This is a genomic window from Pseudonocardia oceanicola, from assembly GCF_047200735.1.
In the GTDB taxonomy this organism is placed as follows: domain Bacteria; phylum Actinomycetota; class Actinomycetes; order Mycobacteriales; family Pseudonocardiaceae; genus Pseudonocardia.
Genome location: NZ_JBJZON010000017.1, coordinates 117,862 through 136,937, shown reverse-complemented (window position 1 = coordinate 136,937; position 19,076 = coordinate 117,862). Strand labels below are relative to the sequence as shown.

Here is a 19,076-nt window from a genome sequence, read left to right as displayed (position 1 = left end):
CACGCATGGACGAGTGGACCCGCGCCGTACACAGCGCCCGCGAGGTGCTCGGTGAGTCGCCGTCGCGCATGCCGGACAGTGCCGGGCCGGTCCGCGCGGTGGTCTACGAGTCCTGGAAGCGCTCGCGGCTGCAGGGGCTCGAGCCCGACTCGGTCGCGCCCGAGTACTACCCCGAGGTGGAGCTCGACTCGTACCTGACACGGATCGTGGCGCCGGTGGTGGAGAAGCGCCGCGCAGCGCTCGACCAGGCGATGTGCGCGCTGTCGCTGACCGACACCGAGGGCCGGCTGCTGCGCCGCTGGGTGCCGGACCCGGTCTTCTCCGGCCGGCTCGACACGCTCGACGTCGCGCCGCGGTTCTCGGTGGCGGAGTCGCACGTCGGCACGACCAGCGCGATCACGCTGCTCAGCGGGAAGCCGGTGCTGGTTCGCGGACCGGAGCACTTCTCGGAGGTGTTCCACAACCTGAGCTGCGCCGGTTCCCCGATCGTCCACCCGGTCACGCGGCGGATCGTCGGCAGCATCGACCTCACCTGCCGCCTCGCCGACACCAGCCCGATCGTGCTGTCCTGGGTCATGGACCTGGCCGCCGAGGTGCAGGACGCCCTGCGTGACGCCGCCACCCGGCGCGAGCGTCTGCTGCTCGACTCCTACCTGACCCACAACCGGGACACCCGGCACCCGCTCGTCACGCTCGACCAACACACGATCATCACCAACGCGGCTGCTGCGCGGCTGGTGGGCGGGGTCGACCAGGCCGTGCTCTGGGAGCACGCGTCGCGCGCGATCGTCGAGCGGGCCCTCGAGCCCCGCCCCGTCACACTCGCCGACGGCACCCGGGTGTCGATCGAGACCCATCCCGTCGCCGACGGTGGGGACGTCGTCGGCGCGGTCCTCAAGATCAAGGCGGAGGCGCCGAAGCACGAGTCGCGGCACCCTCGTCGGGCGCCGGCGGGGCTGCCCGGCCTCGTCGGCCACAGCGCCCGATGGACGGCTCTCTGCGCGCAGGCGGCCCGGATCGGCGGAACCGACCGGGTGTTGGTCGTCGGAGAGCCCGGCAGTGGCCGACTCGCGGTCGCGGCTTCCCTCGCCTCGGCTGGCCCGCTGCGCGTCGCCGACGCGGCGGAGCTCGGTGCCCGCGACCCCGAGCGCTGGATCGGCGAGGTCGAGACCGAGCTCGACGGCCCGGACGAGACGCTCGTGATGCGGCATGTGGACCGGCTCGACCCCGATCTCGCTCAGGCCACGGCCCGCGCGATCGAGCGCAGGCCGAGCGGGCGGCGCGTCTTCGGGACGTCGGAGTCCGGCCCGCTGGCACCCGGTCCGCGGAACCCGCTGCTCGACACCTTCTCCGACGTCGTCGAGGTCCCGCCGCTGCGCGACCGCCTGGAGGACCTGCCCGCCCTGCTCGCCGCACTGACGGCGCGGGTCGTCGGCGAGGGACCGGCCGTGCGCTGGATGCCGGATGCGATCCAAGCTCTGAGCAGGTTGGACTGGCCGGGCAACCTCGCCTCACTGGAGGCGCTCGTCCGGAGCCTCGTCGCACGCAACCGCAGCGGGTACATCGGGGCAGCCGACCTGCCACCGGACGTCGCCGCCCGTACGGCCCGACGCCCGCTGGCAATGCTCGAGCAGGCCGAGGCGCGCGCCATCATGCAAGCCCTGCGCGACGCCGGGGGCAACAAGCACAGAGCGGCCGAGTCGTTGGGCATCGCACGGTCCACGCTGTACCGGAAGGTCCGGGCGCTCGGACTGGACCTGTCCACCGCGGCATTCTGACCTCTCCACCGGACGCGAACGGCGCGGGCGCCCTTCTCCAGGCACCCGCGCCGTTCCCGGCTCAGCCGGCGTTCGGCGCCGGGGACGAGGCGCGGCTCCGTTCGACCCGGTATTGCTCGCGCGTGGTGACGATGGCGACGAGCGTGAGCAACGCCGCGACCGCGACGAAGGTCGCAACCGCGTTGATCGTCCCGGCCCAGGCCAGCAGCGACGCGGCGATCAGTGGGGAGAAGCCACCACCGATCACGGCACCCAGCTGGTACCCGATCGAGGCGCCCGAGTAGCGCACGCCCGTGGGGAACATCTCGGTGAAGAACGCGGCCATCGGCCCGTACAGCCCGCCGAGCACGATCCCGGCGATCAGCGCGGCGACGAGCATTCCCGGGACCGTCGCCGTCTGCATCAGCCAGAAGAACGGGAAGGCCGACACCAGCGTCGCGACCGCGGCGGGGACGAGGACCCGCTTCCGCCCGACGCGGTCGGACAACCCGGCGAACAACGGGATCGTGAGCACCGTGGCGGCGCTCGAGATCAGGATGATGGTGAGGATCGTGGAGCGCGCGACCCCGAGTGTGCCGACGTAGGACACCATGAACACGATCAGGATGTAGTAGTAGACCTGGATCACCAGGATCATCCCGCCGGACTGCAGGATCTGGACGGGGTGCGTACGCAGCGCCTCCACCAGCGGTGACCTGGTACGGGCGCGCTCCGGTGCCGTGTTCTCGGCCGCGGGGCCGGCGTAGCTGTCGGCGGCGCCCTCCTGCAGGCGCCGGAAGTCCGGGGTGTCCTCGAGCCGTAGCTGGACCCACAGCCCCAGCCCGATGACCAGCACACTGAGGAGGAACGGGACCCGCCAGCCCCAGGCGGCGAAGGCCTCGGCAGGGAGTGCCGCGATGAGGGCCAGGAAGACGACGTTGGAGAGGATCACCGCGAGCGAGGGACCCATCTGCGCGAAGCTGCCGTAGAAGCCGCGGCGGTGCGCCGGTGCGTTCTCGGTGACCAGCAGCATGGCCCCGCCGTACTGCCCGCCGATCGCCAGGCCCTGCACGCAGCGCAGCACCACCAGCAGGATCGGTGCGGCCACGCCGATCGTCGCGTAGGTGGGTAGCAGCCCGATCAGCGTCGTGGCCACGCCCATCATGACCATGGCCACGACGAGCAGCTTCTTGCGCCCGACACGATCGCCGAAGTGTCCGAACACGATCCCGCCGACTGGCCGGAACAGGAAACCGACGCCGAAGGTGGCGAACGCGGCCAGCGTCCCCGCGACGGGCGTCGCCGACGGGAAGAACACGGTGTTGAACACTAGAGCGGCCGCCGTGCCGTAGATGTAGAAGTCGTACCACTCCAGGGTGCTCGCGGAGAGCGCCGCACCGGCGACCCTCCGCAGGACCCGCTCGGGCGGTGCCGTCCCCGCATTCGCGTCGACCACGATCGTCACGCCCTTCTGATCTGCCCTGACGAGGGGAGATCCGGCTCTGCCACCGGATCGGTGACGCGGAGGATAGGGCTCGGGCGAGCGTCGCCGATGTCGCAAGACGGGACGATCCGGGCGCGCGGCCGGTGCGGTGGCGCGGATTGCGACAACCCCTGACCGGCCGAATTCCTACCGTTCCGGACGAGCACAGCACCGTCGCCCCGCTCGCGGGCCCAGCCGAAGGAGCCCACCGGTCGTGACCGAGCCCGGATCCGTTGTCGTCGTCGCCACGCTCGTCCCCCTGCCCGGGCGGGAGGCCGAGGTCGAGGCCGTCCTGCGCGAGGCGGTGCCCGCGACCCACGCCCAGGACGCCGGCTGCGAGCTCTACGCCCTGCACCGCAGCGTCCGCGGCAAGGAAGGCTTCGTGATGATCGAGAAATGGGCCTCCGCCGAGGCGCTGGGTGCTCACGGCGCGGGACCGGCCTTCGCCGCGCTCTCCGCCGGTCTGGACGGTCTGCTGGCCGAGCCCCTCGGGGTCACGGTGCTGGAGCCGCTGGCGGCAGGTGACGAGAAGCTCGGCCGACTGTGAGCTCAGGAGAGGTGATCTACGCCGTCGACGGCGGTGGGGCGGTCCTGACCCTCGACCGACCCGAGGCACACAACGCCCTGAGCGTCCACATGGTGCGGCGCTTCGCCGAGGCGAGCGCCGCGGCCCAGGCCGACGCCGAGGTGCGAGCCGTGGTCGTGACGGGCGCGGGGGAGAAGGCGTTCTGCGCGGGTGGCGACCTGGGGGGAGTTGATCCCCCGGCTGACCGCGGGGGAGCTGGAGATCCTCACGCCGGACCCGACCAAGCGGTTCCTGTCGGACGTCGACAAGTCCGTCGTCGCGGCGGTGAACGGCATCTGCCTAGATGATCGATTCCTTGAAGGTGTCGTCACGGGCATCCCGCGCACCGACGGCGTCGAGGCCGGGATCATCAAGATCGTCACCGACGAGCACGGCATCACCCCGGATCTCGACCGGGTCTACCGGGCCGCCGCCCGCGCGCAGGCCGAGACCGGCGTGCCGATCTCCACCCACACCAACGTCGGTTTCGCCAACGGCCGCGACCAGCAGAAGTGGTTCACGGCCCACGGCGTGGACCTCGAGCGCACCGTCATCGGGCACAGCGGGGACTCCACGGACCTGGACTACCTCAAGGAGCTGATGGACAACGGCTCCTTCATCGGCATGGACCGCTTCGGCATGGAGTTCGTGCTCGACGACGAGTCCCGCGTCGACACCCTCGCCACGCTCCTCGAGCAGGGCTACGCGGAGAAGATCACGATCTCCCACGACGCCGGGTTCTTCTCCGTCAACACCCCGCCGTCGTGGCGGGCGAAGCACACCCCGAACTGGCACCACCACCGCATCTCGGACTACGTGCTGCCCGAGCTGCACCCACGGCCTCCTCGACCTGGCCGAGATCCTGGGCGCCCCCACCCCGGACACCGCGGTCTACTGCTGCGGCCCGGGTGTGCTGCTCGACGCCGTCGAGGAGCGCTGCGCGTCGTGGCCCGCCGGGTCGCTGCACCTCGAGCGGTTCCGGCCCAAGGAGGGCGCGCTCGACGGCGCGAACCTCCCGTTCGAGGTGGAGTTCGACGCCTCTCGTCCTCGACCTCTGGCGGACCTGCTCAGCCCGCCAGGCGCCCCGGATCCTCGGGGCGGCCTTCGGCGTGTCCTGTTTCCTCAGAAGCTCAGCGGGCCTAGCCACCACATCAGCAACTCCGCGCAGCTGCCGATGTGCGCAGCTGTCCCGTCCCACGATACGGGGGCTCGGCTGACCGCGCCCCTTGACCGGGCGCCGCCTGTTGAGTGACTATCAATCGGGCGACCGCTCGATTTCAGCTGAACGCCCGCGCGACGGTGAGTGGTGACCATCGTCGGACCTCGATCGAAGGCGGAGCAGGTGGATCCGGTAGTACAGGGAGCCCACGCCCCGCCTCGGCCCAGCAGGCCGCCAACCGAAACCGTCGGGTCGGCCGTCGCGGTCGCGTGCGGTGCCCAGCTGCTGAACGCGGTGAACATCGGCGCCTGCCCGCTCATGCTCCCGGCGATCACGGGCTCGCTGGGCGGTCAGGCGGACACCCCGGTCTGGCTGGTGGCGAGCTACGCCATCGTGTTCGGCGGCCTCGTGCTGTGGGGTGGGAAGATCGGGGACTCGCACGGCATCGGCCGGGTCCTGCCGCTCGGCTTCCTGGTTTCGGTGGCGGGATCGCTCGTCGCGGTCGTCGCTCCGGACGCCATGGTCCTGGTCGCGGCCTGGGTGCTGCAAGGGGTCGGGGCCGCGCTGGCGGTGCCGAACGGGATGGCGTGGCTGACCTCCTCGACGGACGACCCGCGGGTCCGGTCCCGGCGGCTGTCCTGGTTCGCCGGGTCCGGGGCGATCGGCTTCGCGGTCGGGGCGCTGATGGGCGGCGTGCTGTCGGACCGGCTGAGCTGTCGGGCGGTGTTCGGGGCCGAGTGCCTGGTCGCCCTGGTGCTCGGCGTGCTCGCGCTGCGCTCCGCGCCGCGGCGCACGACCCGCACCCGCAGGCCCGTCCCCCGGGGCGCTTTCGCCACGTCCACCGCGCTGGCCCTGGCCGTACTCGCGCTCTACGCGGGCCCCCGGTCAGGCTGGCTGCACCCGAGCACCCTCGCGGTGGCGGCGGTCGCCGCCTGGCGCGAGCGCGTCAGCCCGGACCCGATGATCCCGCTGCATGTGTGGCGGATCTCCGGGCTGTGGGGCGTGCTGGCATCGACCGCGCTCCTCTGTGCCGCCTGGGCCGCTGGGCCGGCTCGCGGACGTCGCCTGCCTCGTGGTGCTCCTGCTCGCCGTGACCGGGCAGGTGCTGGGTTCGTATCGCAGAACGACCTCGTGGTCACACTGCCCGGCCCGGCACACGCGGGGATCGCGGGCGGCCCGTTCACCGCCGCGAGCCAGGTCGGCGGCGGTCTCGGCCTGGCCGTGCTCGCCGTCGTGGCGGCGGGCGCCGCACCCGGCCGAGATGCCTCCGGTCACTTCCCGGAGGTGTTCTGGGCCGCCGCGCTGGTGGCGGCGGTCTTGGCCCTGCTGGTCGTCGTCGGCCGGGCGCGGACGGCAGCGACGGGGGTCTCGACCGCGGTCGGCCCGGTCATTGACACGACGAAAGGACGATGACGTGCTCGCAGTGCAGTTCGACACCCCCGGCCCGGCGGCCGAGGCGCTGTTGCTGAATCAGGTGCCCGACCCCACCCCGGGACCCGGGGAGGTCCTCGTGGAATTCGAGGCCTCGACGATCAATCCGGCGGACGTGAAGATTCGCAGCGGCGCGATCCCGCCGCGGGTCGGCTCGGCTCCTTACACCCTCGGGTACGACCTCGTCGGCCGGGTGGTTGGCCACGGCGAGGGCGCAGGACGACACCCCGTGGGCACTCGGGTGGTCGGGATGTCCGCGCTGGCAATCTCCGGGCGCGGCACCTGGTCGGAGCTGGTCAGCCTGCCCGAGGACTCCGTCGCCGCTGCCCCGGAGGGCGTCGAGCCGACCGTGGCTGCCACCCTGCCGCTCGCCGGGCTCACCGCCTATCAGGCCATTCTGACCCTGGACATGGACCCGGGCGCCGCCGTGCTGGTCACCGGCGCGGCCGGTGCGATCGGCTCGTTCGCGGTCCAGATCCTGCGCGGGCGCGGCCTCACCGTGCAGGCGCTGGTCCTCGACGCCGGCCAGGCGGCATCCTTGCCCGCGGGCACCGTCGACGGCGTGCACATCCGCGAGGCCGGAGACCTGCAGGTCGACGGCGTGCTCGACACCGTCGGCGCGGACTTCTCCCGGCTGCTGCGCGAGGGCGGCCACTACCTCAGCGTCGTGCCCGGGACCCTCCCGCCCGCGGAGTCGCAGACCATGGCAGGAAAGAAGGCCAAGGTCATCGTCACCCGCGAGTCGGGCGCACTGCTCGAGGACCTGACCGCGCTGGTCGCTAAGGGTGCGCTGCACCTGCCCGAGCCACGGGTCTTCGCCCTCACCGACGTGGTGCAGGCGCACGCCGAGTTCGACAAGCAGACCGGCAGGCGCATCGTGCTCGCGCGCTGAGCCGGGGGCGGTCCCGCGGCGGCCGGCTCAGCGCCGGCCGCCCGGTGCCGCCGCGTGCTCGGCGGCGAACCACGCGGCGAGCTGGCTGCGCGACCGGAAGCCGGTCTTGACCAGCGCCCGTTCCACGTGGCCCTCGACGGTGCGGCGCGAGATCACCAGGGTCTCTGCGATCTCCTTGTTGGTCATGCCCGCCACGACCAGCCGGATCACCTCGGACTCCCGCCGGGTGAGGAGCTCCGCCGGGGTGGAGGTCTTCGCCGGAGCTGGCTCGGTGCTCGCGGCCAGCACGTGCTCGATAGCCCGATCGTGGTCGAGGGCTTCGCCCGCTGCGAGCTCGCGGTCGAAGACCGGCGTGCCCAGTGCCTTGCGGGCGGTGCGCTCGTAGCGCTCGCGGGTCTCGGTCAGAGTGATGTCGCCGAACAGCGGCGAGCTGCCCAGCTCGCCGCACAGCCCGCGGCCGATGCCCAGCAGCAGCGCCGCGCCCCGGTGGTCGTCCGACTCGACGGCCAACCAGGTGAGCAGCTCGACACACGCCGCGGTCCCGAGCCAGTCCCGCAGCGACCGCTTGAGCTCGACCGCCTCACGCAGTGCGACGGCCGCGTCCTCGAAGTCCCGCTTCGACCAGTCGATGAGGCCACGCACCCACAACGCCCACGAGGTGGCGAAGCGCTCGCCACGCCGCCTCCCCAGTGCGACCGCCGCCCGGACGTGTCGCAGGGCCTGGCCGTTGTCGCCGAGGACACAGTAGACGAAGCCGAGCTGAGCGCCACACAGGATCGTCAGGACGTCGTCGTGGCCGGCCTTCTCATGCCTGCCCATGGCGGTGACCAGCAGGTCGCGAGCCGACTCGAGGTCGCCGCGGATCTGGGCGACGGTGCCGAGGAACTGCAGCGCCCGCGCGAGGGCGTGGTCGTTCGCGGTGCGCTCGGCAAGTTCGATGCAGGCCCGCAGGGAGCGGTCCGCCGCGACGGCGTCCCCCTGCACCATGGCGTACCACCCGAGGGCCCAGAGCGCCTTCGCGCGGTCCGGGCCCTCGGTGGGCACCAGGTCGAGGGCGCGCTCGAGCCACAGCCTGCCGTCACGCAGGTGCCCGCTCGCGTTCCAGAAGAACCACAGTGAGCCCGCCATGCGCAGGCCCGTCGCGTACTCGTCGGCGTGGGTGAAGCAGAAGTCGAGCGCGGCGCGGACGTTGGCGAAGTCCAGCTGCAGGCGCTTGTTCCAGTCGACCTGCTCCGGGCCGTTGACGTGCTGCTCGCTGAGCAGAGCGACGTGGAGGTAGTGGTCGCGATGGCGCTTGTACCACCGGCCGACCTCGTCGTGCTCGGCCAGCTTCGCCGCCCCGAAGTGCTTGATGCTCTCCAGGAGCCGGTACCGCCTGTTCACCCCGCTTCCCTGCACGGCGACGATCGACTTCTCGATCAGCCGGGGGAAGTGGTCGAGTACGTCCAGCTCGTCGCCCGCGGCTCCGCAGACGCTCTCGACCGCGTCGAGGTCGAAGCTGCCGGTGAACACCGACAGCCGCTCCCAGAGAGTGCGCTGCCCGGGGGTGCAGAGGTCGTAGCTCCACTCGAGCGTGCTCTGCAGGGTCTGGTGGCGGTGCGGGCCGGCCCGGTTTCCCCGGTTGAGCAGGTCGAAGACCGAGCCGTGGCGCGCCAGGATCTGGGTGACAGGGAAGCTGCGGACCTGGAACGCGGCCAGCTCGATGGCCAGTGGGATCCCGTCGAGTAGCTCGCAGAGCCGGGCAACGGCGGCCCGCTCGGCCTGGTCCATGACGAACTCGGGCTGCACGGCGGCCGCCCGGGCCTCGAACAGGTCCATGGCCTCCGAACCGATGGCGTCCGTTCCGGTGGTCCCCTGGCCGTCGGCCGGCAGCAGGGACAACGGCGCGACGTCGAAGATCGTCTCGCCGAGCACGCTGAGCGGCTCGCGGCTCGTGGTGAGGATCCGCATCTTCGGCGCGGACCGGAGGATCTTGTGCGCCATGGTGCTGCACGTCTCGAGGACGTGCTCGCAGTTGTCGAGGACGAGCAGGGCGTGCCGACGGGCAAGGCTCTCGTAGAGCGCGCTCTCGGTCGGGCCGCCGCCGACGCCCAGGGCGTACGCGACCGCGGCAGGCACCAGCTCCTCCTTCTTGAGCTCGGAGAGGTCGATGAACCAGATGCCGTCCGGGTACACCCGGCGGAGCTCCGCGGCCACGCGGCAGGCGAGGCGGGTCTTCCCCACCCCGCCCACGCCGGTGAGGGTGACCAATCGGGAGTCCGACAGGTGCTTGCGGATCGTCCGCACCTCGGCCCGCCTGCCGACGAAGCTGGTCACCTCGATCGGGAAGTGGTACAGACCGGAGGTGGGTTCGCCGTCAGACATCGGACCTCCTCGGGCACCGCAGGAGTGCCGACGAGCCGCCGGGCGGCACCCGCCCGCCCGGGAGCACCACCATCCTCGCCACCGTCATCACCGTCGCGGACAGGCCGCGCCGCTCGGGGCGTCGGTCGGGCCGTCGGCCACCGTGGGGCGGCTGGTGGACCCTCGACTGCGGCATGGGACTCCCTCGTCCGTCAGCTGCCTGGTTGACCGTAGCGGAGTCAGCCGTCGACGTAGCGCGGCTCGCGCTGCTCCAACGTCGCCCGCCGAGCCTCCAGCGAATCGGGGTGGGCTGAGAGCTCACGGGTGAGCCCCTGCTCGAAAGCGTAGCCCGGCTGCAGATCCATCGTCTCGATCCCGTTGAGCGAACGCTTGGCCATCCGGATGGCCGCCCCGCTGTGTCGCGCGATCTTGTCGGCGTGGCCCAATGCTCGAGTAAGCAGCTCGTCGACCGGAACGACCTCGATGGCGCCCCCCAGCGTGACGAGCCGTTGGACGCTGATCGGCTCGGCGGTGAAGTACATCCACCGGACCACGGGCTCGGGCACCAGGCGGGCCAGGTGCCGGGCGCCGCCCATGATCCCGACCCCGATCTCCGGCGTGCCGAAGCGGGCGTTCTCCGCTGCGACGACGAAGTCGCACGACGCGGCGATGGCCAGCCCGGTGCCGAGCGCGGCGCCCTGCACGGCACCGACGACCGGCAACGGGCAGTCCTGGATCGCGAAGAACGCCGCGCGGACCTCCGCCATGCGCTCGTCGGAGTTCTCGGGCGTCAGCGTGCCGAACTCGTGCAGGTCGTTCCCTGCGCAGAAGTGCTTGCCCTCGCCCGCGAGCACGACCACCTTGGCCCCGGGCAGGTGCTGGTCGGGATCCGCGAAGAGCTCGCGGAGCTCGCGGTACATCGCCTGCGAGACCGAGTTCACCGGGGGGCGCGCGAGGGTCACGACGGCGACGGGACCGTCCGCCTTCAGCCTGACGTACTCGAACGTGGTCATGCGTGCTCCTTCTGAGGTCGGCGCGCCTCGACCCACAAGCCCCGGGCCTCGGCGACGACGGTCTGCCCCTGTCGGATCGAGCCGCGCAGGACGCGCTTGCGCCCGTCGACCCGGTCCACCCACGCGTGACACGTCAGCTCGGTGGACAGAGGGGTGGGGGATCGGAAGTCGATGTGAAGGTAGGCGGTTCGGGCGAGCGGTTTCGTCGGGGAGCTGTTCGCCAGCCGGCCGAGGAAGTCGTCGAAGAACAGTCCGATGGCGCCGCCGTGCACGGTCACGGTGCCGCCGAACCGCGGGCTGAAGCACACCGTGCCGGAGAGCGCGTGCTCGCTCTCCTCCTGGATGCGCGTGGTCGGAATCAGACCGCGCTCCGTCGGCTGCAGTCGCGGGTTCTCACGCGAGTGCGCCGGGAGGTCGATGGCCTCCGGCACCATCGGCAGCGTGTCGAGCCGACCGGCGATCTTCGCGAGCGCCTCACGGCCCTCGTCGAGCAGTTCGGGATCCGGCCAGGTTGCCGCGAGCGCGTCGAGGACCCGGGCCAGCTCGGCGACGAGACCGTCGCGGACCAGGGATCCCGAGGCGCGCTCTGCAGAGTCGGTCATCGTCGGCGGCTCCAGGGGGCGTCGGGCCTCGTTCGGCCGGAATGAATCGTGCGATTGCTTGATAAGCTTCGGTACGATGTTACTATGGTCCACGTAACCTAACAAGCGACCGATTAAAAACCTGGGAGGCAGTGGTGGGCTCGACGACGTCGTCCGGGCGGCTCTTCGAGGAGTTGCGGCTGCGCGACGTGCGGATCCGCAACCGGACCACGGTGTCGCCCATGTGCCAGTACTCGGCGCTCGACGGGGTGGCGAACGACTACCACCTCGTCCATCTCGGACGCTTCGCGCTGGGCGGCTTTGGCCTGGTCATGACCGAGGCGGTGGCCATCTCGCCGGAGGGGAGGCTGACCTACGGCGACCTCGGTCTCTGGCGGGAGGACCAGGTCGTTCCGATCGCGCGGATCGGCGACTTCGTGCACGCCCACGGTGCGGCCTTCGGCATCCAGCTCGGCCACGCCGGCTCCAAGGCCTCGACCCTGCCGCCGTGGGCCACCGAGGAGGACCGCCCCGCGGACGGACTGTGGCAGCCCCGGTCGGTCACCGACCAGCCGTACGAGCCGGGCTGGCTGGAGCCGCGCCAGCTCAACCACGAGGAACTCGAGGCCCAGGTGGGGGACTGGCGCGCAGCCACCCGGCGCGCCGCCGCCACGGGGGCGGACGTGCTCGAGATCCACATGGCACACGGCTACCTGCTGCACGCCTTCCTCTCGCCGCTGACCAACACCCGCACGGACGAGTACGGCGGCGACCTCGAGGCAAGGCTGCGCTTCCCGCTGCGTGTCGCCCGCGCGGTCCGCGAGGAGTGGCCGCAGGACCGGCCCCTCTTCGTCCGGCTCTCCGTGTACGACAACGGGCACGACGGCATCGACATGGAGCAGACCGTCGAGGTGGCGAGCCGGCTGCGTGAGCTCGGCGTGGACGTCGTGGACTGCTCCTCCGGCGGCGTCGGCGGCCGCTACGTCCACGGCATCCGTCCCGGCTACCAGATCGACTGGGCCAGCGAGGTCAGGCGGCGCGCCGGGGTCCATACCGTTGCCGTGGGCCTGATCACAGACGCCGAGCAGGCGGACGAGGTGGTGCGAGCGGGCCACGCGGACCTGGTCGCCGTGGGTCGCGAGTCGTTGGTGGACCCGTCGTGGCCGGTCCGGGCGCGCGAGCAGCTGGCGCAGTACGAAGGCGCGGACCGGTTCGACCTCCTTCCGGTGCAGGCCCGGTCCTGGATCGCAAAACGGCAGCGCCAGCTGGACCGGCTCGCCGCCGCGGCGGCAGACGCCGCGACCGACCCTGCGGTCGAGCCCGAGCCCGAGACCCTGTCCGAAGCCGGCTCTGCGGCCGCGGTGGCCGAGCTGTCGGACCGGGCGCAGATCATGGAGCTGGGCGCGAAGTACTGTCGGGGCATCGACCACGGTGACCTGGACCTGTTCCTGTCCATCTGGCACTCCGAGGGCGAGTACGTGGTCGGCAGGCAGAAGGGCCGCTTCCACGGCGCAGCCGAACTGACCCGAGCCCTGGAGTTCGTCCGCCGCGCCTACGCGCAGACCCACCACTGGGTCACCAACCACATCATCGAGCGGCTGGATGCGGGGCACGCCCAGGCCACGAGTGATTCATTCGCCGTGTGCGTCGACACGGACGGCAGGCCAGCCCTGGTCTCGGCGACCTACGAGGACCTGTACGTCCGGGTGGGGGTCACGTGGAAGCTGCGCAGGCGCATCGTGCGGCGCCGCTTCGTCTCCGACCCCATGGACCTCGGCCTGCTGCAGCCCGCGGCGCCGGACGCCTGAGGGCGTGGTCGCACAGGAGCGGGTCGTGGACCCTTTAGTCTTACAAGTCCGCACGGCGGCCGCGGTCGCCGCCGTACCGGCGAAGGAGAAACCGTGAGAGTCGCAGGGTCGAATCGCGACGACACGTGGGGCCGCATCAGGACTGCAGGCGTCGACCTCCTCTACCGCCACGGCTACGAGGCGATGAACACGCGACAGCTCGCCGAGGCGGCGGGCCTCAAGCCGGGCTCGCTGTACTACTACTTCAAGAGCAAGGAGGAGTTCCTCCACCGCTTGCTCGTCGACCTGTTGGAGGAGATCCTCGCCGATCTGGACGCTACGTTGGCCGAGGTCAAGGGCGGGTTGGCGGTGAAACAGCTCGACGCGTTCGTCCGGACTCTGGTCAAGTGGCATGTCCAGCGTCGCGAGGAGACCTTCATCGCGAGCATCGAGATCCGGTCGCTGTCACAGGACCGCCACGAGTCCTACATCGAGCTGCGGGACCGCTTCGACTCCACGCTGAGGGACATCCTCCTCCGCGGGATCGCCGACGGGGAGTTCTCGCTGTCCCGGGAGATAGTCGTCCGCAATGCGCTGCTGACCGCCCTCACGGCGATCAGCGGCTGGTACGACCCACGCGGCCAGCTGGGGGTGGACGCGATCTCGGACGAGTTCGTGCTCCTGGCCCGTCGGATGGTCGGCGCACCAGGCCCTGTCGACGCGCCCGCGCGCCGGGCTTCGTTGAGCAACGGCGGGAACGAGTCCGCGGACGGGGCTCCGAGGTCGCGGGGGAAGTCGCGGCGGTAGGCGCGGACGAAGGCGCCCTAGAGGTGTACTGCCCACCGAGGTCGAGTACGGCGGCACGGCCACGAGAACGCGGTGGCGTTCTGGACCCGCGGCCTCCGGGCAGACACCTCGGCGTCGTCGACCGGCTCCACCCCACGAGCTGCGCGCGCGGTCCTGAGCGAGCCCGTATGCCTGAGCGCTCGTAGCGTCCCCTCGTCCCCGGGGCTCATGGTTCGTCGTATCCGAACGCCGCGCGCTCGGTGGCGTGCTCGGGGGACCATCGCCAAGCTTGCTGGGCCCAGGTGAGATTGGTAGCCCAGGGTCACACGACGATCGCTGTCGGCGACGTGATATCGCCCTTGACCTGCGCGGATGTCGGCCGTAGTGTATCTAACAAGCGACCGATTCATGAGCTGAGTCGCTCAGGATCCGGCAAGTGATCGTCGATCCCGGTGTCCCTGAAGCGAGCCGTTCGAGGACCGCCTCGATCCGACTGTGTCGGAGGGCGTCTGCGCGCGGACCGCAGCATTCCTGTCGACCCAATGGCGTGAACGGAGGAGGAAGGTGGATCTCCTACTGACGATGTTGTCCGACGCAGCCGTGCTCGCCCCGCTCGCCGTCGGGCTCAGCGTGATCTACCGCATGAGCGGTGTCATCAACTTCGCAGCGGGAACCGTGTGCATCGCCTGCGGGTACACCGCGGTGCAGTTCGCGAACGGCCTCCTCGGAGTCGTGGTGGCGCTCGTCGTCGGTACCGCCCTCGGTGTGCTGACCTACCTCACGACGGTGCTGCCCGGACGGCTGCTGCACGCCCCGCTGATCGCGATGACGCTCGCGACGGTCGGGTTCTCCGTCGCGCTGGAGGCCGTGGGTCACTGGGTCTTCGGCGGGGTCTCGACGGCCGCGGACCCCTGGCTGCCGGGCGGCTTCGAACTCGCGGGCGCCCAGATCGGCTACCAGCGGCTGCTGGTGATCGCCGCGGGTGTGGCCGTGGTGCTGGTCGTGATCGCGCTCTTCGACCGGACCATGATCGGCCGCATGATGGAGGCCTGCGCGGCGAACGAGCCGCTGGCCCAGCTCTACGGCACCAACCCCTCCCGCCACCACCTTCTCGCGTGGGCGCTGGGCGGGTTCTGCTCGGCGGTCACCGGCGTGCTGCAGGTGGCCGTGGCCGGAATCTCGGTGTCGCTGGGCATGCACCTGCTGCTCGTCGCCGCGATCGGTGCGGTCGTCGGCGGCGTGCAGGGGTTGCGCTCGTCGGCCCTGGGCGTGTTGCTGGTCGCCGCCGTCAGTGCGCTCGTCGCGCGGTACCTGACCACCGACTACGTACTCGTCCCGGTGTTCGTGGTGCTCCTGGTGGCCCTGTACTTCCGACCGCAGGGCGCGTTCGCGGGCACGAAGACTGCGGAGCGGGTGTGAACACCGTGGCGAAGCGACGCAGTCCGGGCCCGGCCGACCTGGCAGTCCACATCGGAGTACCGGTGGCCCTCGCCCTGGTCGTGCTGGCGGTCTCGGGCGACTCCTACCTGACCTTCCTGGCCACGGCCGGCGCGGTGTCCTACGTGCTCACAGCCGGATTCAACCTGGTGTTCGGCTACGCGGGCATCTTCTCCCTGGCGAGCATCGCGCTCTACGGCATCGGGGCCTACGCGAGCGTCTACGCGGAGAACACCTGGGGCCTGCCGTTCTGGATCTCCTTCCCGCTGGGCGCGGTGGTCGCAGCCCTGTTCGCGGCGGTGTTGATCCTGCCCACGAGCCGGATCAAGGACATCTTCATCGCCATCGTGACCCTGGGCTTCGCGGTCGCGATGATCGAGGTCTTCGCGCAGTGGGACGACGTGACCGGTGGCGCAGGTGGCCTCTACGACATCCAGCCTCCCGAGGTCGCAGGGGCCCCGCTGGTCGGCGGCAAGGTGCCCTATCTCGTCCTCAGTGTGGTGATCGTGTGGCTGGTCGCCGAGCTGACCTGGCGCATATCTCGCTCCGGCTACGGTCGCAAGTTGGCCGCGCTGCGCGAGGCGCCGCGTTCGCTGTCCGCTTCGGGTCTGGACGCGGGCCGGCTGCGGTTCAGCGTGTTCGTCCTCTCCGGCGGCCTGGCGGGTCTGGCCGGCGCGATGTACGCCCACTTCCAGCTCACGATCTCCCCGGAGTCGTTCTCGATCCTGCGGCTGATCGAGCTCCTGCTCGCGGTCGTGATCGGCGGCGCGGGCACGTGGGCGGGGCCGATCGTCGGCGTCGTCGTGTTGCTGCTGATCGACGAGATGGGCGCGCAGCTGGGCAGCCTCGAGCCGGTCGTCTACGGCGTCGCGGTGGTGGTGCTGATGACGCTGGGTAGGCACGGCCTGGTCACCCTTGCCTTCGATCTCTGGCGACGCAGGCGCAGGGCCCCGCTCCTGTCGGTCATCGACAGTTCGGACGCCGCGGTCGCGGGCGTCGCAGCGGCCACCGCCAGGGTGGCGGACGCCGAGGCGCACGGGCCTGCCGAGCCGATCCTGGTCGTCGACGGCGTGAGCGTGCGGTTCGGCGGGGTGAAGGCGGTCTCGGAGGTGTCCCTGTCCGTGGCCCCGGGCGAGGTGATCGGTCTCGTCGGGCCGAACGGCGCCGGCAAGACCACCCTCTTCAATGCCATCACCGGTGAGGTCGCCCCCGCTGAGGGCGCCGTCCTGCTACACGGGCGCGAGCTCGTCGGCGCCGCGCCGCACGAGGTCCGCCGCCGGGGCATCGGACGCACCTTCCAGCTCCCGAGCCTGGTCCCGGACCTCTCGCTGCTGGAGAACGTGATGCTGGGCGGTGAGATCCGGTCGGCGGCGGGCCTGGTGCGCCAGAGCCTGTACACCCCCGCGGCCCGGGCGGACGACCGGAGGCGCCGCGACGAGGCCCTGGCCCTCTTGACCGACCTCGGTCTGCGGGACCGCGCCCTCGGGCGCGCCTCGGACCAGCCCTACGGCGTGCAGCGGCTGGCGGAGATAGCCCGGACCCTGATGCTCGGCCCGCAGCTCCTGATGCTCGACGAGCCGGGCGCGGGCCTCACGGACGAGGAGCGGGACCAGCTCGCCTCGGTCATCCGACGCCTGCGCGAGCGGCACCTGACGGTCGTCCTCATCGACCACAACGTCTCCTTCGTCGCCGGGATCAGCGACCGCATGGTCGTGCTCGACGGGGGCCGGGTGATCGCAGAGGGCGACCCGGCGGAGGTGCTGCGCGCCGAGCGGGTCATCGGTGCCTATCTCGGATCGGAGGCCACTCGTGCCTGAGGACGTCCTGACCCTGATCGGGGTCTCGGCCGGCTACCGCAAGGGCGTACACGCCATCGTGGACGTGGACCTCGCGCTGCCTGTCGGAGCAGCGCTGGGCGTGGTCGGCATGAACGGTGCTGGCAAGTCGACCCTGATGAACACCATTGCCGGGCGTGTGCGGCCCGAGCGCGGTCTGGTCCGCTACGACGGCGCCGATCTCGCCGGGGTCGCGCCGGACCGGCGGGCCCGCCGGGGCCTTGTCCTGCTGCCCGAGGGGCACCAGGTCATCGCGTCCCTCACGGTCGAGCAGAACCTCCTGCTGGCCGCTGGCCGCCGAACCCTGCGCTCGGCGCGGCGGCGGGTCGGCGAGGTGGCCGACACTGTGTACGGCCTCTTCCCGATCCTCGCCGACCGGTCCGGGCAGCTCGCCGGGCTGCTCTCGGGCGGGGAGCAGCAGATGCTGTCCATCGGCCGCGCCCTCGTCACCGGGCCGCGCCTGCTGCTGCTGGACGAGCCGTCGCTGGGGCTGGCCCCGGCGGTGGTGGACCGGATCTACGCCGCCCTCGACGAGCTGCGGCGAGACGGTCTGACCCTGGTCGTCGTCGAGCAGAACGACACCAGGATCCGCACGTTGTGCACCGACATCGTCGTCCTGCACGGGGGGAGGGTCGCGCTGAGCTCGCCGGTCGGGCAGGCGACCCGGGACGACGTCCACAGCGCCTACTTCGGAACACGGGCTGCACGGGAAGCGACCGGAGTGTCCCTTCACGACAACGAAGGAAGTCGAGCATGAAGAACGTTCGGTGGTTGCGCGCAGGACGAGCTGCGGCAGCCGTACTCACCGGTGCGCTCCTCGTGGGCGCGTGCGGGTCGGGCACCGGCGGCGCGGCGGGTGGCTCCGACGCGGTCGTGGTGGCCATGCTGGCGCCGCTGACGGGCGGTCAGGCTGTCTCGGGCGAGCAGATGGTCGCGGCAGCTCAGCTGGCCGTCGACCAGGTCAACGCCGCGGGCGGCGTGGGCGGCAGGCCGGTCGAGCTCAAGGTGTACGACGACAAGCTGACCGCGGACGATGCGGCCAAGGCCGCCCAGCGCGCGATCACCGTGGACGGCGCGGTCGCCGTCGTCGGCACCCTCGCCAGCTCGTCGGCACTGGCCACCCGTGAGGTCGTCGAGCGCAGCGAGGTCCCCTTCCTGGTTCCTGCCGCGTCCGCGCTCGAGGTCACCAAGGACTCTCGGTACGTCTACCGCGTCACGGTCGACCTGAAGCAGCTGGCCACGGCCACGCTGGAGATCGCCAAGCCCGCGGGCGCCACCACGGTGGCCTTGCTGCACGACAACGGTGCGGTCGGGCAGGGGTACGCGCAGCAGGCGTTGGCGGAGGCCGCGGCGCTCGGGCTCACCGTCACCCCGGTGCAGTACTCCACCGGCTCGTCGAGCATGACCGCTGTGGTGCAGGCGGCGAAGCGACTCAACCCGCAGGCGGTGATGATCGCCGGGTCGGCCGGAGCCGACTACGGCCTGATCATCAAGTCGATGGTCGAGGAGGGCCTGACGGTTCCGGTGACCGGTCTGACCACAATGGCGGGCCCGGATGCCGTCTCGGTCGGCGGCGCGGCCTACGGCCAGCTGCCCGGCCTGTACGTGGCGCTCGCCCGGGACCCGGAAAACCCGAAGTACAAGGCGTTCCTCGACGCCTATGCGGCCGCGCACAACGGCGAGACCAAGGTCAACGACTTCGCGCTGCAGACCTACGATGCAGTGAACATCCTGGCCTCGGCGCTGACGACGACCGGGGGTGAGGGCGGCAAGGCCCTGGCCGACGCGCTATCGGCGGCGCCGCCGCTCGAGGGTGCCTCGGTGGGCAGCGGTTCCACCATCTCGTTCGCCGACGGGCACGACGGGTTCAAGAACGTGCCGCTGCACGTGTTCCAGATCGCCAACGGCGGTCTGCAGCCCTCTGACCTCGTCCTGAACTGACGAGACGTACCTCCGCTCGGGGGCGCGGGTCCCTTGACCCGCGTCTCCGATCGGGTGTAGTTATAT

Annotated in this window: 15 protein-coding genes and 1 pseudogene; 12 read left to right on the top strand and 4 right to left on the bottom strand. The window is 71.3% G+C overall.

Annotated features, from left to right (window positions below; translation table 11 throughout):
- Positions 1-5: 5 nt before the first annotated feature.
- Positions 6-1,778, top strand: coding sequence for a sigma-54-dependent Fis family transcriptional regulator (locus ACL02T_RS22870; RefSeq protein WP_412832792.1), 1,773 nt, complete (start codon positions 6-8; stop codon positions 1,776-1,778).
- A 61-nt stretch (positions 1,779-1,839) separates the two neighbouring features.
- Here the strand turns inward: ACL02T_RS22870 and ACL02T_RS22865 are convergent, their stop codons facing one another.
- Complete coding sequence (locus ACL02T_RS22865; protein ID WP_412832791.1) at positions 1,840-3,222, bottom strand: MFS transporter; 1,383 nt, start codon at positions 3,220-3,222, stop codon at positions 1,840-1,842.
- 232 nt (positions 3,223-3,454) lie between these two features.
- Between ACL02T_RS22865 and ACL02T_RS22860 the strand changes: the two genes are divergently transcribed.
- The 5 genes and pseudogenes from ACL02T_RS22860 to ACL02T_RS22840 all read left to right on the top strand — a co-directional run bounded on the left by ACL02T_RS22860 (position 3,455) and on the right by ACL02T_RS22840 (position 7,287).
- Positions 3,455-3,787 (top strand): putative quinol monooxygenase, encoded by a 333-nt coding sequence (locus ACL02T_RS22860; protein ID WP_412832790.1) that lies wholly within the window; start codon positions 3,455-3,457, stop codon positions 3,785-3,787.
- 89 nt (positions 3,788-3,876) lie between these two features.
- Positions 3,877-3,933, top strand: a pseudogene (locus tag ACL02T_RS22855) (hypothetical protein); the annotation flags it as partial.
- Between the two features lie 43 nt (positions 3,934-3,976).
- Positions 3,977-4,948 carry a phosphotriesterase family protein gene (locus ACL02T_RS22850; protein ID WP_412832789.1) on the top strand — a complete coding sequence of 324 codons (972 nt, stop codon included), beginning with the start codon at positions 3,977-3,979 and terminating at the stop codon, positions 4,946-4,948.
- A gap of 160 nt (positions 4,949-5,108) precedes the next feature.
- Positions 5,109-6,377, top strand: coding sequence for an MFS transporter (locus tag ACL02T_RS22845; protein WP_412832788.1), 1,269 nt, complete (start codon positions 5,109-5,111; stop codon positions 6,375-6,377).
- A gap of 1 nt (position 6,378) precedes the next feature.
- Positions 6,379-7,287 carry an NADP-dependent oxidoreductase gene (locus tag ACL02T_RS22840; RefSeq protein ID WP_412832787.1) on the top strand — a complete coding sequence of 303 codons (909 nt, stop codon included), beginning with the start codon at positions 6,379-6,381 and terminating at the stop codon, positions 7,285-7,287.
- A 27-nt stretch (positions 7,288-7,314) separates the two neighbouring features.
- Here ACL02T_RS22840 and ACL02T_RS22835 read toward each other — a convergent pair whose 3' ends face one another.
- The 3 genes from ACL02T_RS22835 to ACL02T_RS22825 all read right to left on the bottom strand — a co-directional run bounded on the left by ACL02T_RS22835 (position 7,315) and on the right by ACL02T_RS22825 (position 11,350).
- On the bottom strand, positions 7,315-9,651 hold the full coding sequence (locus tag ACL02T_RS22835; protein WP_412832786.1) for an ATP-binding protein: 2,337 nt from the start codon (positions 9,649-9,651) through the stop codon (positions 7,315-7,317).
- Between the two features lie 218 nt (positions 9,652-9,869).
- A complete protein-coding gene (locus tag ACL02T_RS22830; protein WP_412832785.1) occupies positions 9,870-10,643 on the bottom strand; it encodes an enoyl-CoA hydratase-related protein in 774 nt (257 codons plus the stop codon).
- Positions 10,640-11,350, bottom strand: a complete 711-nt coding sequence (locus ACL02T_RS22825) for a PaaI family thioesterase (RefSeq protein ID WP_412832784.1) — start codon at positions 11,348-11,350, stop codon at positions 10,640-10,642. Before ACL02T_RS22825 ends, ACL02T_RS22830 begins: the two co-directional genes overlap by 4 nt.
- Positions 11,351-11,379: 29 nt before the next feature.
- Here ACL02T_RS22825 and ACL02T_RS22820 point away from each other — a divergent pair, with 29 nt between their 5' ends.
- From ACL02T_RS22820 to ACL02T_RS22795, 6 genes are all read left to right on the top strand, one after another.
- Positions 11,380-13,032 carry an oxidoreductase gene (locus ACL02T_RS22820; protein WP_412832783.1) on the top strand — a complete coding sequence of 551 codons (1,653 nt, stop codon included), beginning with the start codon at positions 11,380-11,382 and terminating at the stop codon, positions 13,030-13,032.
- 93 nt (positions 13,033-13,125) lie between these two features.
- Positions 13,126-13,818 carry a TetR/AcrR family transcriptional regulator gene (locus ACL02T_RS22815; protein WP_412832782.1) on the top strand — a complete coding sequence of 231 codons (693 nt, stop codon included), beginning with the start codon at positions 13,126-13,128 and terminating at the stop codon, positions 13,816-13,818.
- A gap of 543 nt (positions 13,819-14,361) precedes the next feature.
- A complete protein-coding gene (locus tag ACL02T_RS22810) occupies positions 14,362-15,216 on the top strand; it encodes a branched-chain amino acid ABC transporter permease (protein WP_412832781.1) in 855 nt (284 codons plus the stop codon).
- On the top strand, positions 15,213-17,051 hold the full coding sequence (locus tag ACL02T_RS22805) for a branched-chain amino acid ABC transporter ATP-binding protein/permease (protein ID WP_412832780.1): 1,839 nt from the start codon (positions 15,213-15,215) through the stop codon (positions 17,049-17,051). The genes ACL02T_RS22810 and ACL02T_RS22805 overlap by 4 nt, the downstream gene beginning before the upstream one ends.
- Positions 17,044-17,826: an ABC transporter ATP-binding protein gene (locus ACL02T_RS22800; protein ID WP_412832779.1), complete on the top strand. Its 783-nt coding sequence runs from the start codon at positions 17,044-17,046 to the stop codon at positions 17,824-17,826. Before ACL02T_RS22805 ends, ACL02T_RS22800 begins: the two co-directional genes overlap by 8 nt.
- Positions 17,823-19,010 (top strand): ABC transporter substrate-binding protein, encoded by a 1,188-nt coding sequence (locus ACL02T_RS22795; RefSeq protein ID WP_412832778.1) that lies wholly within the window; start codon positions 17,823-17,825, stop codon positions 19,008-19,010. The genes ACL02T_RS22800 and ACL02T_RS22795 overlap by 4 nt, the downstream gene beginning before the upstream one ends.
- Positions 19,011-19,076: the final 66 nt, after the last annotated feature.

Coding starts and splice junctions, on each gene's coding strand:
- ACL02T_RS22795 (WP_412832778.1), top strand. CDS start 17,823: ATGAAGAACGTTCGGTGGTTGCGCGCAGGACGAGCTGCGGCAGCCGTA.
- ACL02T_RS22835 (WP_412832786.1), bottom strand. CDS start 9,651: ATGTCTGACGGCGAACCCACCTCCGGTCTGTACCACTTCCCGATCGAG.
- ACL02T_RS22830 (WP_412832785.1), bottom strand. CDS start 10,643: ATGACCACGTTCGAGTACGTCAGGCTGAAGGCGGACGGTCCCGTCGCC.
- ACL02T_RS22870 (WP_412832792.1), top strand. CDS start 6: ATGGACGAGTGGACCCGCGCCGTACACAGCGCCCGCGAGGTGCTCGGT.